At 51.7% G+C, this 16563-nt stretch carries 12 protein-coding genes; 11 read left to right on the plus strand and 1 reads right to left on the minus strand.

Features of this window, described 5'->3' with window-relative positions; translation table 11 throughout:
- Positions 1 to 187 precede the first annotated feature (187 nt).
- The 9 genes from NYE29_RS17730 to NYE29_RS17770 all read left to right on the plus strand — a co-directional run bounded on the left by NYE29_RS17730 (position 188) and on the right by NYE29_RS17770 (position 12655).
- The gene (locus tag NYE29_RS17730) at positions 188 to 2620 is read left to right on the plus strand and encodes an EAL domain-containing protein (protein ID WP_340896925.1); all 2433 of its coding nucleotides are present in this window, start codon (positions 188 to 190) and stop codon (positions 2618 to 2620) included.
- Between the two features lie 171 nt (positions 2621 to 2791).
- Positions 2792 to 3352: an RNA polymerase sigma factor gene (locus NYE29_RS17735; protein ID WP_340896926.1), complete on the plus strand. Its 561-nt coding sequence runs from the start codon at positions 2792 to 2794 to the stop codon at positions 3350 to 3352.
- Positions 3312 to 4973 carry a DUF4179 domain-containing protein gene (locus tag NYE29_RS17740; RefSeq protein WP_340896927.1) on the plus strand — a complete coding sequence of 554 codons (1662 nt, stop codon included), beginning with the start codon at positions 3312 to 3314 and terminating at the stop codon, positions 4971 to 4973. Before NYE29_RS17735 ends, NYE29_RS17740 begins: the two co-directional genes overlap by 41 nt.
- A gap of 404 nt (positions 4974 to 5377) precedes the next feature.
- On the plus strand, positions 5378 to 5956 hold the full coding sequence (locus NYE29_RS17745; RefSeq protein WP_340896928.1) for a DNA-3-methyladenine glycosylase I: 579 nt from the start codon (positions 5378 to 5380) through the stop codon (positions 5954 to 5956).
- A 146-nt stretch (positions 5957 to 6102) separates the two neighbouring features.
- A complete protein-coding gene (gene prmA / locus NYE29_RS17750) occupies positions 6103 to 7161 on the plus strand; it encodes a 50S ribosomal protein L11 methyltransferase (protein ID WP_340896929.1) in 1059 nt (352 codons plus the stop codon).
- Positions 7162 to 7163: 2 nt separating this feature from the next.
- Positions 7164 to 7847 (plus strand): site-2 protease family protein, encoded by a 684-nt coding sequence (locus NYE29_RS17755; protein ID WP_076109107.1) that lies wholly within the window; start codon positions 7164 to 7166, stop codon positions 7845 to 7847.
- 154 nt (positions 7848 to 8001) lie between these two features.
- Positions 8002 to 8766, plus strand: a complete 765-nt coding sequence (locus tag NYE29_RS17760) for an RsmE family RNA methyltransferase (protein WP_340896930.1) — start codon at positions 8002 to 8004, stop codon at positions 8764 to 8766.
- Positions 8767 to 8769: 3 nt separating this feature from the next.
- Positions 8770 to 10116, plus strand: a complete 1347-nt coding sequence (gene mtaB / locus NYE29_RS17765) for a tRNA (N(6)-L-threonylcarbamoyladenosine(37)-C(2))-methylthiotransferase MtaB (protein ID WP_340896931.1) — start codon at positions 8770 to 8772, stop codon at positions 10114 to 10116.
- 322 nt (positions 10117 to 10438) lie between these two features.
- Entirely contained in the window at positions 10439 to 12655 is a 2217-nt protein-coding gene (locus NYE29_RS17770) for a hypothetical protein (protein ID WP_340896932.1), read from the plus strand.
- Between the two features lie 197 nt (positions 12656 to 12852).
- On the opposite strand, the gene NYE29_RS17775 is transcribed toward NYE29_RS17770, so the two are convergent.
- Entirely contained in the window at positions 12853 to 13842 is a 990-nt protein-coding gene (locus NYE29_RS17775; protein ID WP_340896933.1) for a Na/Pi cotransporter family protein, read from the minus strand.
- A gap of 98 nt (positions 13843 to 13940) precedes the next feature.
- Here NYE29_RS17775 and NYE29_RS17780 point away from each other — a divergent pair, with 98 nt between their 5' ends.
- Both NYE29_RS17780 and NYE29_RS17785 read left to right on the plus strand, forming a co-directional pair.
- Positions 13941 to 15341: a class I SAM-dependent rRNA methyltransferase gene (locus tag NYE29_RS17780; RefSeq protein ID WP_340899752.1), complete on the plus strand. Its 1401-nt coding sequence runs from the start codon at positions 13941 to 13943 to the stop codon at positions 15339 to 15341.
- Between the two features lie 122 nt (positions 15342 to 15463).
- Entirely contained in the window at positions 15464 to 16480 is a 1017-nt protein-coding gene (locus NYE29_RS17785; RefSeq protein ID WP_340896934.1) for a helix-turn-helix domain-containing protein, read from the plus strand.
- The last annotated feature ends 83 nt before the right edge of the window (positions 16481 to 16563 follow it).

Here is a 16563-nt window from a genome sequence, read left to right on the forward strand (position 1 = left end):
TTAACAAGGAGCTTGAGAAGGCTCTGTCATAGTGTTAATTTTTTTTATAAAAACCACTCTCTGATCTGTCGATTCAGGTCTATTTATGTCGATAATAATAGTGAAATAGTGCAAATTTAAAATATTCACTATCGGGAGAAGTTCAAGGGGAGTTCTTAGAAATCGAAGACAGAGAGGGGGGGCTTAAGTGGAGCATATCTATGGTACTCATGATAGGGTGCTTGTATTATTTTCATATGTAATTGCGGTAGCAGCTTCATATACGGTTCTAAGTCTGGCAGGGGCAGTAGGCAGATCCAAAGGGAAGAAACGTTGGCTATGGCTGATGTGCGGTGCAGTAATTATGGGCATGGGGATCTGGTCAACGCATTTTGTCGGAATGCTGGCCATATCGCTGCCGTTTCCGGTTGCTTACAACCTGAACACTGTATTGTTGTCAGTAGGAGTTTCTGTCGTTGCCTCTTTCATCGCCCTTGTCGTGATTAGCCGCTGCAAGCAGGGCATTCTTCAATTTCTTGGAGCGGGCGTATTTTCCGCGTTTGGAATTTCAGCGATACATTATATCGGCATGTCAGCGATGCAAATTAAGGTTACCTATACTCCCGGATATGTAGTCCTGTCCATCGTGATAGCTTTTGTTGCATCCTATGCAGCGCTCGGGTTATTTTCCTATATTATTGATCATGGCGAAGAAGACAATCATTGGAGGAAGCTGGGCAGCGGTCTGATCATGGGAACTGCGATTGTTGGAATGCATTACACCGGTATGCTGGCAGTCCACTTTGAGCCGCGGCATCATGCTGCACGGATCACTGGTGTTGTCCTGGATCAGAAATGGCTTGCCTATGTCATTGCAGGCGGGACTTTGTTCACGCTGTGGTTATCAGTTGTCGGAATGTTCATCTCCCGCCGGTTCTCGAACAAGGACACAGAGATACTGGTTACTGAGAAATGGTACAGGTCGTTATATGAAAATAACCAGGACGGCATTATCTCCATTGACCTGGATATGCGCATTATCGGATTTAATCCTGCAGCCTCAAGAATCACGGGAATCAGCTCAAGTGCCTTTAAGGATCAGAACATGATGTTCATTCTCTCGATTGTGGCTGTGGAGGAGCAGGACCGGATGCAGAAGCTGTTCTCAAGATCTTTTGCCGGAGAGGAACTGAGCTATGAAACAGCGATCATCCATCAGGACGGGCACCGTGTCGAGATCAGTGTGGTTAACGCTCCGGTCATGGTCGACGGGCAGGTGGTCGGAACCTATGTAATTGCCAGAGATGTGACAGAAGAAAAGCGGGCCAAGGAGAAAAATCATTACCTTGCTTTCCACGACGAGTTAACCGGTCTGCCGAACAGAAGAATGTTCAATGAGCTGCTGTCACAAACCATTGAAGCGCATAGTGAAACGATGGAGCCGTTTGCTGTTATGGTTATGGATCTTGACCGGTTTAAAATCATCAACGACTCATTGGGGCATATGTACGGCGATCTGTTCCTCCAGGAAATGAGCAGCCGTATCCGGCATAGTGTTGTGAATGAGAATGTGACGTTGGCCCGGATTGGGGGAGATGAGTTTGCGATGTTGTGCCGGTTCTCCCGGAAGAACATGAATGTAACAGCCATTGCGGAGCAGATGGTTGCAGCGATTGAGCAGCCGTATCGTCTGAAAGAGCAGGATTTTTACGTTACGGTAAGCATCGGAATCGCCTTCTTTCCCTGCCATGGTCAAGATGAGGTACAGCTTCTCAAGAATGCGGACACTGCCATGTACGAGGTTAAGAAAAACGGTAAAAATGATTATCAGTTTTTCTCGGACGATCTGGATGAGCAGCTGCTCCAGCGGGTTGAAATGGAAAACGATTTACGGAAAGCGCTGGAGCGCGGCGAGTTTATTCTGTACTACCAGCCGCAAATCCGGGCGGATAACAATCAAATTATCGGAGTAGAGGCGCTGATCAGGTGGCAGCATCCGGACAAAGGGCTCCTGCCGCCTGGCCTGTTCATTTCGCATGCGGAGGAGACAGGCCAGATTGTTGAGCTCGGAAACTGGGTGCTGCGCGAAGCCTGCCGCCAAATGCGGCTATGGCAGGATGCAGGCGGCCCGCTGATTCCTGTGGCGGTGAATTTGTCGTCCCAGCAGTTCCACCAGTACAATTTGCTTGGGGAGATTATGGGGATTCTGGAGGAGAGCGGGCTTGCTCCGCAGTATCTTGAACTGGAGATTACGGAAAGTATGATGATGAACGCTTCTGCATCTGCCGGAATTCTGAACAATCTGACCCGGAACGGAATTCGTATCAGCCTTGACGACTTTGGAACAGGCTACAGCTCCTTCAGTTATTTGAAATTATATCCCATTCATAAAGTGAAGATTGACCGTTCCTTCATCAAGGATATTGTCGCAAGCAGCGATGACCGGGCCATAGTGTCCACCATCATTACTATGGCAAGGCATCTGAATATGCAGGTCATTGCCGAAGGTATAGAAACCAAAGAGCAGCTGGATATTGTGGTGGAGTGCGGCTGCAGAAAGGTGCAGGGCTATTATTACAGCCGCCCGCTGCCGCCGGAGGAGCTGGAGGCGAAATTTCTGCTGGCGACGCAAAGCTTGTAAATACAGTTTTAAGCAAACATGGACCTTCCGGGGTTCATGTTTTTTTGTTGTGGTCAATTTTTCCAGTAAAAGGATGTCGCTAACAGCTTTTATCGTTTATGCTCAGAAAATGAACCTTTTGATGAGCCGGATTGTTAAATAGACAGATCACACAAGAAAGGAGGGGGACATGTGCAGAGCAATCGGGAGTTATTTGAAACCTACAATAAGGATGTGTACCGGACCTGCTACTACATGGTGCATGATGCCGCCGATGCCGAGGACCTGTGCCAGGAGGTGTTCATCACCGTATTCCGCAGCAAATGGGAGGATGTTAAATATCCCCGGGCATGGATTATGAAAATTGCGGTCAATACCTGCCTGAATTACTTGAAACGCCGGCGCAGTCTGCAGCAGAAGGTAGCTGAGCATATGCTTCTGCTGAAAGGCCGTGCCGAAACTCCGGTAGAGCTCTTAATTGAAGAAAAAGAAACGGCGCTGGAATGGAGCAGTTACATGACCAGGCTTCCTGTGAAGATTCGCGTGGTGCTTACGTTAAGGTATATGCATGATTTCAGTCTGGCTGAAATAGCGGAGGCGTTGTCCATCCCGGTCGGGACGGCCAAATCCAGACAGCATAAAGGATTGAAAATGATGAAAAAGATGCTGCAGGAAGCAGGAGAGCATGCAGAGGCAGGGGAGGAGGTTTTGTATGAAATCGGTGGAAGATGCGCTGAAACTGCGCTTAAATAATGATCACGGAATGGAGTATCCCGATTTTGCAAGCATGTGGGAACGGATGGAGCAAGCTGGACATACTGGTGATTCGGACAGCAAACGGGCACGGGGGAGATCGGTCCAGCGCCAGGGACGGAACTTACGGAAATCAGTTGTCGCGCTCTCTCTTGCAGCCCTTCTGGCTGCAGCTCCCGTATATGCAGCGATTCAGGTGGACTGGAACGGGCTGCTTCATGGCAAAAGCGGGATTCAAGCCGCACTCTCCGAGCACCTCGGCCAGGAGCTTGAACAGTCGGTGACAAGAGATGGGGTCACGCTGACCTTGCATACGGCGGTTGTGGATGAGAACCGCACGGTGATTCTGTACAGCCTGAACCCCGGTGAACATAACCGGGCTGAATTCATGAAGTTCAAAGGAATCTCTCTGAGGGATGAACAGGGAAACCTTAGCGAAGGGATTCTTAGAGATATGGTGTGGGATGCCGGCAGCGGCAGATACACCGGCTATGTAGAGAGCAACTGGACACCGGAGGGGGATACGGCAAAGGTAGAATTTATAGCAAGGGATCTGCAAAGCTTCACCCGGCAGGAGCAGGAGCTGGAGGTGGACAATACGACAGGGGAAACGCAGAGCTTCAATATTGCGCAGGACGATCTGCAGGCGCTTCATGTGCAGATGTTTCCCCGGGAGGATAATAGGCTGCTGGTCTACAGTGAGATTACCTTTGAACAAGAGGAGGCTGCAGCATGGGCCAAGCCGCAGGTTGTTGCTTACCGGGATGGAGCTGTCGTAAAGGAACTTACTGGCAGCCTGCAAGTGCGGAGGGGTGATAACGGTGAATATATCAGCCAGCAATTCTATCGACATAGCGACGTTTCGGATGAGAGCACAGCCTATCGGCTGCAATATATGAAAGAAGAAGAGCGACTGGACGGGAAATGGTCATTCGATCTGAACCTGAGCAAGAAGCAGATGAACACAGGGACAGCGAAATATGCTTTGAATAAGCCGCTGGAGACTGGCAGCGACGATATTACCCTGGAACAAATGGTAGTTACTCCGACCCAGATCCGGATCAGCTACCGGACCAGAGAAGCCTATGCTCATCTGCCTTATGAGAAGCTAACTCTTGAAGTACAAGGTATGAGCCTGCAGGGTGAATTATGGTCGACAGCTGAACGGGATCCGAATAAGGGAGCGATTCGCTTCGAACGGCCTTCGGGTCTCGTAATGAACGGGAAAACCCCTGTAACTCTAACAGGCAAATACAAGATTACCAATCATAAGGGGGAGCGGACTCCCATCCGTTTGACAGCTATCAGCGGGAAGCGGCAATCGGTAACATCGCAGGTAGGCGGTTATCCGGTAGTATGGATATACTACACTCTCGATGGGGATTTATATGTGGAGACCGGGAGCCAGACCCCAGGCTTTGGCGGAATCGTTTCGTTCGAAACGACCCGGAACAACTCCTATTTTGCAGGCGAAACGCTGATAGCCAATTACTCCGGGGATGATGACAACACGGCTATAAAGAGGTATGAGGGGGTTGAGCAGACGAAAGCATCCATGTATGTCAGCCGTTATATTACAGTTGAACCGGATCAGATGATACAGGTGCAGCTGCTGCCTTAACCGGCAGGGTGATGAAGCGGAAACAATAGATTGAAAGAGAAACCTTTAATATAAGAGGTTGTCCGGCCCTTGTGGGAAACGGAGGCCTCTTTTATTTGTGTATACAGGGTAATGGCGCTTAGAATATAAAGAGACGCTATATAATTTGAACTGAAGAACTACCTAGAGGCAAAAGCAGCGGAGGGGAATTTTGGAACTGTAGGAGCGATAGCGATCGCCTTTGTCTCCGGATTTCAACCGCAATAGCGGTATAAATCAAGAAATCGGGAGACAACAGCGGCCGGAAGTCCAAACATTCACTGCAGTTGCGTTCTATGCCGGCTCGGTAAATCTAAAGTTCAACTTATTATAGAAACAGCCTATGAATAATGTTCTTCGGACATAAAAAGGAGAGAAGGAGACAGGTGAACGAGATCCGCTGTGACTGGGTGAATGAAGATCCACTATATATTGCTTATCATGATGAAGAATGGGGCAAACCGCTGTACGATGACCGGAAGCTGTTCGAGCTGTTGATGCTGGAGGGGATGCAGGCCGGACTAAGCTGGTACACCGTCTTGAAGAAGCGGGAGCATTTCCGCAAAGTATTCGACGAATTTGATCCGGTGAAAATCGCGGAATATGATGAAGTCAAAATAACCGCACTGCTGGGCGATCCGGGCATTATCCGCAACCGCCTCAAGATTAACGCGATCATCCGGAATGCGGCCGTGTATTTGCAGATCGTCCAGGAGGAGGGCGGCTTTGCAGACTATCTCTGGAGCTTTACCGGGGGTGTGCCGGTAATCAATAACTGGAAGAGCAGAGCGGAAGTGCCGATTACAACCTCCCAGTCAGACCAAATGAGCAAAGCGCTGCGTAAAAAAGGCATGAAGTTTGTCGGCTCAACCATTTGCTACGCGTTTATGCAAGCTTCCGGAATGGTGGACGATCATACACAGGAATGCTTTTGCCGCAGCAAAAGTCAGCTTTCCGGAAGCTGATCCGCAGTTTGGCGCTACCCGGGGAAGAAATGGTATACTGTTAAGCAGCGCTCACAAAACTTTTTGTGTATGCTTCCGAAGCCAGTTTTGCCCGAAGAATAACCACGTAAGCTGCGCTCACAAAACCTTTAGGAGGATCCACAAAGATGTTATGGCATGAACTGACAGTACATACAACAGAAGAGGCGCAGGAGATGATTTCCAATCTACTGTATGAGGCCGGGGCAGGCGGTGTTTCCATCGAGGAATCCGGAACCCTGAATAAGGTACGGGATACACGTTATGGTGAATTATACGACGAGCCGCTGAATGATATCCCTGAAGGGGAAGCGGTGATTAAAGGGTATTATGCCGAAACCGTCCCGATGGATGCCATTATCGAAGAGCTGGCTCCACGGATCGAAGAGCTGAGAGAGTTCGGGATTGATCCCGGCAAAGCACTGATTTCGTGGAAAACTGTGGATGAAAATGATTGGGCGCATGCCTGGAAGCAGTATTTCAAGCCGCTTCGCGTATCGGACCGGCTGACGATTAAGCCCACCTGGGAGGAATATACCCCTGCCGGCCCGGAAGAAAAAATTATTGAGCTTGATCCCGGCATGGCATTTGGAACCGGAACGCATCCAACGACAGCACTGTGCCTGCGGGCACTGGAGAAACATATCAGCGGCGATGAGGAAGTGATTGACGTTGGAACGGGCTCCGGCATTCTTGCTGTAGGCGCGGTGCTGTTAGGTGCCAAGTCTGTGCTGGCGCTGGATCTGGATCCGGTGGCTGTGGAAAGTGCCCGCGAGAATGTGGCGCTGAACCGGCTGCAGGAATCCATTACGGTAAAAGAAAGCGACCTGCTGTCACTGCTCGGCGGCGAAGGCGCGGCAGATACGGCGGCGGGAGATATGTGGCCATCGGCAAGATCCGGCCATACGGACACGCAGCAGGCTGTTCCAGCGAAGCCAAAAGCTGAAGACAGTCTTGGTGTCACACTGCCGGTGAAGGTTGTGGTCGCCAATATTTTGGCAGAGATCATCGTGTTGTTCACCGATGATGTCTACCGTGCCCTGCAGCCGGGTGGCCTCTATATCACCTCCGGTATTTATAAAGATAAGGAAGGGCTCGTGGCGCAGGCGCTGGAGTCGTCCGGGTTTGAGATTAAGGAAGTATCCCGTGAAGAAGATTGGGTGGCCTTTACAGCCGGAAAGAGGTAGAAATGGATTTTTTGGATGAAATTTTAGTAGTACCCCTGCAGCAGCTTCCGTTTTTCCTGATTACACTGGTGATTGCATTTACCGTGCATGAATTCGCCCACGCCTATTTTGCCAACAAATTTGGTGACCCAACCGCAAGGCTGCTGGGCCGCATGACGCTGAATCCCGCAGTGCATTTCGATTTATTCGGTATCATCCTGCTGCTGATTGCCGGCTTCGGCTGGGCACGTCCGGTTCCGGTGAACCGCGACAACTTCAGACGCCCCCGCCTGATGGGGGTTATCGTGTCTGCAGCCGGTCCGATCAGCAATCTGCTGCTCGGTATTCTCGGTACTCTAGTATATGCCGCCCTGCATGCCAGCGGCGCCATTGAGTCCATTACGAATGAACAGCTGCTGCGGGCGGTGTACTGGTTCTTTGGCATGTTTATTCAATTTAATTTCTTCCTATTCCTGTTTAACTTAATTCCGCTGCCTCCGCTGGACGGCTACCGGATCGTAGAGGATGTGGCACCGCGCCCGATCCGTGCAAAATTACAGCAGTATGAGCAGTGGACGGTCTTTATCTTTTTGCTTATCATCTTTATCCCCGGCCTGCGTGCCTACACGATCGAACCGCTGAACAGCTGGGCACTGCAAATCGGGAACGACTTTTTCCGGTTGTTCTTCAATCTGTTTGGAGGGTAAAGCCTGAACAGGGGCTGTTCACAGGCAGGCAAACGTTGTATGATGTAATGTGAATTTTTAGACGGTTTACAAGTGAGTAGAGCGGCGGCTGGAGACCTGAACAGCAGGATCGCCGCCGCTTTTACGCTGAATAATGGATAGGATGAGGATGAAGATGCAGCGTTATTTCGTAGCACCGGAGCAGTTCGGCCCGGAACAGGTAACCATTGACGGCGAGGATGCCCGCCATATTGCCAAAGTGATGCGCGGCAAAGCCGGAGACAAGCTAATAGTCAGCGACGGCGTTTCCCGCGAGGCGTTGGCGGAGATCTCTTCGATTGAGATCGGCGAGATTATAGTAGACATACTGGAGTCTCTGGAGATGGCGCATGAGCCGCGGATCAAGATTACGGTGGCCCAGAGTCTGCCGAAGGGAGACAAGCTGGAAACCGTCATTCAGAAGTGCACCGAAATCGGTGCGGTGGCTTTTGCCCCGTTCCTCTCAGAGCGCACGATAGTGCAGTATGACGAGCGCAAGGAGAATAAGAGGCTGGAACGCTGGCGCAAGATTTGCAAGGAGGCAGCGGAGCAGGCACACCGTAATATAGTGCCGGCCGTGCATGCGCCTTTGAGCTGGAAGCTGCTGCTGCAAAGCTTCTGCGACTATGATGCCGTTTACTTTTGTTATGAGAAGGAAGAAGGACTGCAGCTGCGGAGCGCCGCCGCACCATGGTTGTCTGCGTTGGCGCCGGAATCGCCGGGCCGGGTAATGATCGTTGTCGGTCCTGAAGGCGGCTTCAGCCCGGAGGAATGCCATGCGGCCGAAGAGGCCGGAGCGGTACCGGTAGGCCTTGGGCGGCGTATTCTGCGCTGCGAGACGGCCGGCATGGTCGCTGCAGCCTGCATCCTGTATGAATCCGGAGAAATGGGGGGAGCTTGAACAATGCCATCCGTAGCATTTTATACTTTAGGTTGTAAAGTGAATTTCTATGACACTGAAGCCATCTGGCAGCTATTCAAAAATGAAGGTTACGAGCAGGTTGATTTCGAAGGGCCCGCCGACGTATATCTAATCAACACCTGTACGGTAACCAATACCGGCGACAAGAAAAGCCGCCAAATGATCCGCCGCGCCGTGCGCCGCAACCCGGAGGCTATCGTTGCCGTAACGGGCTGCTATGCGCAGACCTCACCCGGCGAGATCCTTGATATTCCCGGGGTCGATCTCGTGATCGGCAACCAGGACCGTGAACAGATTATGACTCACGTTAAAAATATCCAGGGGTCCCGCCAGCCGGTGAATGCTGTCCGCAACATTATGAAGACGCGTGAATTCGAAGAGCTGGATGTGCCGGGTTTTGCCGACCGGACGCGGGCGTTTATGAAAATCCAGGATGGCTGCAACAACTTCTGCACCTTCTGCATCATTCCGTGGTCGCGCGGGCTGTCGCGCAGCCGCGATCCGAAATCGATTGTCGCCCAGGCGCATCAGCTGGTGGAGGCCGGCTATAAGGAGTTTGTTCTTACCGGAATTCATACCGGAGGTTATGGCGACGATCTGGAGAATTACCGTCTCGCCGATTTGCTGTGGGAGCTGGATAAGGTGGACGGGCTGGAGCGGGTACGTATCAGTTCGATTGAAGCCAGCCAGATTGACGATAAATTGCTTGAGGTGCTGAACCGCAGCTCCAAGATGTGCCGTCATCTGCATATTCCGCTGCAAGCCGGACATAACGAGGTGCTCAAAGCGATGCGCCGCAAATACACCACCGAAGAGTATTATGCCAAGATGGAGCTGATCCGCCAGGCGATGCCGGATGTCGGGATCACCACCGACGTTATTGTCGGATTCCCCGGCGAGACCGAGGAAATGTTCCGCGCCGGCTATGATTTCATGAAGGCCGTGAACTACTCCGAGATGCATGTCTTCCCGTATTCGAAGCGCACAGGCACTCCGGCGGCACGAATGCTGAACCAGGTTGACGAGGAAATTAAGAACGTCCGCGTACAGGAACTGATCGACCTATCCGAGGAGATGCAGCTTGCCTATGCGCGCAGGTTCGTCGGCAAGACATTGTCTGTTATTCCTGAACGGTCGGCCAAAGGGGCCCCGGGCCGCAGCACACAGCACGGCTTCAGCGACAATTACCTGCAGGTTTTCTTCAGCGGCGATGATTCGCTGCAGGGAGAACTGTGCCAGGTGAAAATAACGGAAGCGGGCGTTAATGAATGCGGCGGGACACTGGTTGGCATGTCACAAGCTGGCCTGAAACAGGCGGTCCGCCAATAAATACAGCTTGGAACCAAGGATTTCGTCCCCTGCAAGGGATGAAGTCCTTGTTGTTTGTTGGGGGACATGTTTGCAGCAGACTGGATCATAAGAGCCTGCCGCGCGTATGCGAATCATTCTGAATTTCAACATGAGGCGCTGGTACTGGAACATATGGGAAACACTGGTTATAAAGTCCCTAATTGGGCTTTTAAGACCCCTGATTTCAAGAAAAGTTAAAGTCTTCAGTGCTAAATGTCGATAGTAGTGGAAGAGTGTGGGAATGTACCCTCCCAGAACAACATCACAATGAAGGAGAGAAATGATGACTGTGAACAGGAAAATGACGAAGTTGCTTCTCATCATAGCGCTGCTGGCTACCGTAGTATTTCCGGTAAGTGTCTTTGCAGAAAAGGGAGATATCAACTCGATTGAGTTTGAGAGTTCGGCCAAATTGGATCTCGTAGTCGGCCAGACACCGAAGCAATTGAAGGTGTTCGCCAATGTAGAAGGTTCTTCTTCCAAGAGAGATGTAACGGGTGCGGTGACCTGGAATTCTTCCAATACCACTGCTGTAAAGGTTGTAAACGGCCTTTTGACGCCGTTTGACAGTGGCACGGCTATTATTACAGCTACTTATAATAGCATGCTTACTACGATTGAAGTTTCTGTGACTCATCCATTCAAGGATTTGAAGATTGAGCATAAAGAAGGCAACTATAAGCTGGGAGACAGTGAAGAGAAGCGGACTATCAAAGCTAAGGTACTCGGAGGAAAGTCCATCACCGAAGCGACTGATGTTACGAAAGATGTTGAATGGTCCAGCTCTGACACCAATGTATTGACGATATCGGACGGTAAAGTCAACCTTCTTAAAGAAGGTAAGGTAACGATCACTGCGAAATACAAAGGCCTGACGGCTACATATAAGACAGAAGTTGAAATGGCTTTTACCGACATCGACATCAAACAGAATGATAAGGTTGTGAAGGATGTCGAGACCCTTATGGGGGATAGCGCGATTAAGCTGACGGCAACTACCAAAGCCGCTACCCAAGCGGAGTCTGAGGACGTGACGGCTAAAGGCGACTGGAGTTCTTCAAATACTGCTGTAGCTACCGTCAAGAACGGAGAACTCAAGGTTCTGGCTACGGGTAAGACTGTAATCACGATTGCTTATCTGGGTGTGAAAGCTTCCGTAGACGTATACGTCCGCTCGTCGTATGAAGCGATTCTATTGACGCCTTCCAAGGAACAGAAGCTGTTCATGGGTGAAGTGCTAGATGTGAAGGCTGAGGTCAGAGATGCTGCCAACTCTACGCTGAATGTATCCCAGAACGCCACCTGGACATCCAGTGATCAACTGGTAGCCACAGCCAAATCCGAAGCAGACGCTGCGGACATTACGGCTAAGGGTGTGGGCGACTCTACTATCAAAGCGGAGTATAAAGGTGTCAGCAGAGAGATTAAGCTGAAAGTGCTTCCGACCATCACGGCCATAGAGGTTGAGAAAGCAGAGAATGAAAAGTCCGAAAAGGAAATGTTCAAAGGTGACACTTTAAGCTTGCCTAAGGTAAATGGCACCAAGCTCGACGGTACCAAACTTGAACTGAGCCAGGAGATAGAGTGGACTTCTGACAATGCAGAAGTTGCTACCATCAAGGATGGCAAGATTGAAGGTAAAGCAGCCGGTACAGTTACACTGATCGGTAAAATTAAAGAAAGCAACGTCAGTGCCTCAAAAGCGGACATCCGCAACAAGAGCGTTGAATATAAGCTTACTGTTCTGGATAAAGTGCTGGTGCTGATCGGGCCTGAGGACAACCTGGTGGTTGTTACTGGCGAAGAGAAGGCTATGCCTTCAGTTAAAGTAGTTATGGAAAACGGCGATGAGCGTGAGACCTCCGACAAGATTACTTGGGAGATTACGGGCACGAATGCCGTGATCAAATCAGGCACAAGCGGAAAAACGGTCAGAGGATTGGTAAAGGGCAGTGCAAGCCTAAAAGGGACCTATGCCAACAAGACAATCACCATTCCGGTGACCATTGAGCAAAAGATTACCAAGCTTGAAGTTGAGCCGGCATCGCTGGAGATGAACATTAAAGCCTCCAAATCGGTAAAAGTAACAGCTTATTACTCCAACGGAAAAACAGCCAACTTCTCGAATACGATTAATTGGGAATCCTCCAATCCGGCAGCAGCGACTGTCAAGGGCGCTTCCGTGAAGGCCGTGGCTGAAGGCACAACTACGTTAACGGGATCTTATCAGGGTATTAACGTCAGCCTCAAGGTCAACGTGATTCCCAAGCTGACCAAGCTGACAGTGAATGAATCACGCCTGAAGATGGCTCCGGGAGGCAAACAGACCGTTGTGGTAACCGCCTTGTATGATACTGGTAAAACGGCAGACGTGACTGGTCTGATAACCTGGACCAACTCGAAGCCGTCTGTAGCCAAGCTCTCCTCAGGCAGCATCACAGCGCTGGCCAAGGGAAGCACTTCTTTCAAAGGCAAATACAATAACAAGACCGTGACAATTTCGGTTAAAGTCAAGTAGCAGCAACAAACTGCTGTATGCAAAATCAAAGAAAGACCAAAGAACTGCAATGCCGCCTTGGGGCACTTTGCAGTTCTTTTTTTTCTGGTGCGCTCGACATTTCGTCTTTGCATTAGATGAAAAGGCTCAATTGAAGTATAATAGTACAGCGATAGCGCATGCGTCCGGGGATAGCCCGATCGGCCATGCGCATGTTCTCACGGCTGGAGCCGGCTTTCCAGCCTGGACCATAAGGGAAGGTAGCACAACGGGAGAGCCAACAGCGAGCAGACCACATTGAAGATCGTCTGGGCATGGGCGAGCTGTGCGGCGGGACCGCCGCCGATCCAGGCGGCGAGGCTCTGCAGCGGCCCTATAAAGGGCAGGAACAGCAGTGCGCCACCGACGTTGAGCGCCACATGCGACCAGGCGACGAATACCCCGGAAGGCGAGCCGCCGATTGCGGCAATTACGGCGGTGACACAGGTGCCGACATTTGCGCCAAGCACGATGGCGATGCCCAGCTCCGGCGGCATCACGCCGGTGGAAGCCAGGCCCATCGCCATCCCGATGACCGCCGCGCTGCTGTGCAGCATTGCGGTCAGACAGGCTCCGGCGGCAAGCCCCCAGAGAGCGCTTGTGGCAGCATGGCCAAGGAACCAGCGGAACAGTCCGCTGGCTTGCAGCGCGGGGCTGATCGACTGCATGACGGCGATGCCCCACAGGACAAGCGCGAAGCCGGCCACCGCGAGGCTGATGAACTGGAGCGGCCCGGAGAATTTACGGCAGGCTCCCGCTGCCCGCCATGAGTAGGGCGGCAGTTCGCCGATCATGACTGCCGCGGCCCAGACGCAGAGCGAGGCAGCCAGCAGCGGCGTGGCCATCGTGCTGATCTGTAGTCCAATCAGCTCGGTGGTTAAGCAGGTGCCAATGTTGCTGCCGAGAATGATGCCCAGGGTACGGGCATAGGTAAGCAGGCCGGCATTGACCATGCCGATGGTCAGCACCGTGACGGCAGTACTGCTCTGCAGCAGTGCCGACAGCAGACTGCTGGCTATGAGGCCTTTTACTGGCGTAGATGTGGCCTTATGCAGGCCCCGCGACAGCAGGGGTCCGGCAAGCCGCGACAGCGCGGCTTCCATAAGCTTCATGCCGGCAAGAAAGATAACTAGACCATATATAATAGGGAACAGCAGGTCACGGATCATAAGGACAGGCTCCTTTGAACGGGGGTTGTACACCAATATATGAAAGCATTGCAGTGGACATGTATGAAATCATTAACAAGAACAGGGAGTTGAAGTCATTGGCATCGGTTATTCTGGAACGAAACCGCAAGAAAAGACTGGAGCAGGGTCATCCGTGGGTCTACGCCAGCGAGGTGGCCTCGGTGGATGGAGATCCGCAGGCAGGCGGATTGGTGGATGTGCTTAATCACCAGGGGCGTTTTTTGGGTGCTGGTTATTATAATCCGGCTTCGCAAATCCGGGTGAGAATTCTCTCCCAGAGTCCGCTGGCCGTCATGGATGCGGCCTTTTTCGCGGAGCGGTTCTCAAGCTGCCTGCAGCATCGGGAACGTTTTCTGCCGGGAGCAGACGCGTACCGGCTTGTGTACGGTGAAGCTGATTTTCTGCCCGGTCTGATTATTGACCGTTTCGGCGAGATTCTTGTCGTTCAGCTCTTGACGCTGGGCATGGATCTGCGCCGCGCCGAGATCGTGGAAGCACTAGTACAGGTGATGAATCCACGCGGGATTTATGAGCGGAGTGATGTTAGTGTACGGGAGCTGGAAGGCTTGGAGCAAAGAACCGGAGTGCTCTACGGGGAATGTCCGCGCCACATTACTGTAAGCGAGAACGGTCTGAAGGTAATCGTGGATATCGAGGAAGGCCAGAAGACGGGCTATTTCTTCGACCAGCGGGAGAATAGAGCTTCCATCGCTCCGCTGATTAAAGGCTGGGGCGGCCGCAGCGGAATTACGCTGCAGGAGATCGAGACGGAAGAAGGTCTGGTCCAGACCCTGCCGGTGAACAAAAGCGGCAAGCCGGTCACCTTCCCGTATTGGGACGGTGCGACAGTGCTGGAATGCTTCGCGCATACGGGCAGCTTCACACTGCATGCCTGTAAATACGGAGCCAAAAAGGTTACCTGCCTCGACGTATCCGCGCACGCGATCGAAAGCGCCAAGGCCAATGTGGAACTGAACGGATTCACGGACCGTGTGGAATTTGTGGTGGATGATGCTTTTGCTTTTCTGCGCAATCAGGTCAAAGGGCTGGAAGAGCGGACGGAGCGTGCAACCGGTACAGGAGAAGCTAAGTCGGTAGCCAAGTCGGCGGCTAAGGCCGATACGGCGAAGCCGATGACTGCTGGCGGCGGACGCACATGGGATGTCGTCATTCTGGATCCTCCGGCGTTTGCCAAAACCAAAAGTGCTGTTGCCGGTGCCTGCCGTGGTTACAAGGATATTAACCTGCACGGCATGAAGCTGGTCAATGAGGGCGGTTATTTGGTGACGGCAAGCTGCTCCTATCACATGCAGCCGCAACTGTTTCTGGATACCATTGCCGAAGCGGCGAAGGATGCCGGTAAGGTCCTGAGACTGATTGAATGGCGGGCCGCAGGGAAAGACCATCCGCAAATTCTCGGTGTCGACGAAGGGCATTATCTGAAATTTGCCATATTCGAAGTGCGCAGCAAGAAATAACGAACCCGGCCCCTAGGCCAGCTCTGCGGGAGTCTCTGTAAAGAGGCTCTTTTTTTCTTTTTTTCATTGATAATCATTCTCAATAAAAGCTATAATAACTATAGCAGGGGGCGAGGATCATAATGGGAAATAACATTTCGAATAAAGATGCAGAAAGAATTGATGCCTGCAAAACGCTGGAATGCGACGGGTATAAATATACATATCAACTGGATGGAAGCCATTTCGAGATCAGGCCGCCGGAAGAGCTTGGCAAGGGCAGCTGCCGGAGCCTGCTGTCACAGGGCCGGATTCAGATGACCGACTTCAACCTCACCTTCCACCGGAACATTGAAGCCAGTGGAGAATTCAGAGTTCCGCGGACAGAGCTGATTTTTTGCCTTGGCGAAGGGATTGAATGGGGGACCTCGCTTAAAGGCAGTACCTTTGGAATTGAAACGGGTGAGATCGCGCTGTTGCATGGGGGTGGAAGAGCGGAGAACTGCCGGTATATCGAGAACGCCGCTTACCGCTTCCTGAGCATAGATATGAGCCCTGAACAATTCGGGCGGATGACCGAAGGGATGAGCGGGGCTGACCGGCAGCGGTGCGGAATAGGAGTAGAGGCATTTTTTACTAAGCATAAGCTTACCGCATCGATACGAATGATCCTTGCGCAAATTTCCGAATGCTCGTACGGGCAGGGAATGCGGGAGCTTTATTTGGAAGGGAAAATGCTGGAGCTGTTCGCGGTCTATCTCAACGAGGTATTTTATGAAGCCGATAAGGTGCCGTTAACAGTAAAGCTGTCCAAGGATGATATGCGGAGTCTCCATCTGGCAAAAGAAATGTTGCAGCGGGATTATGCGTATCCGCCAACACTGGCCGGACTGTCACGCAGTATCTGTCTCAATGAATTCAAACTGAAAAAGGGCTTTAAAGATATGTTCGGGACCACGGTTCATGCCTATGTGATTGAGCAGCGGCTGCAGCGGGCGTATCATTTGCTGTGCCACGACAGGCTAAGTGTCAGTGAAGCGGCTTCGCAGGTGGGCTATGGAAATGTCAGCCATTTTGCAGCAGCCTTCCGCAAGAAATACGGCGTACGCCCCGGGGAATATGCCATGAACAGCAGGAGAAGCTCAGCGGAGCAGTTGTAGCTGCGTTTGCGGGTGGATCGAAGGACGGTAGCGATACGATCCTTTTTTGAGCATAAATAATCCCGGAAGCAGTAGAGAAGGGC

The organism is Paenibacillus sp. FSL M7-1046, from assembly GCF_038007405.1.
Classification (GTDB): Bacteria; Bacillota; Bacilli; order Paenibacillales; family Paenibacillaceae; genus Paenibacillus_AQ.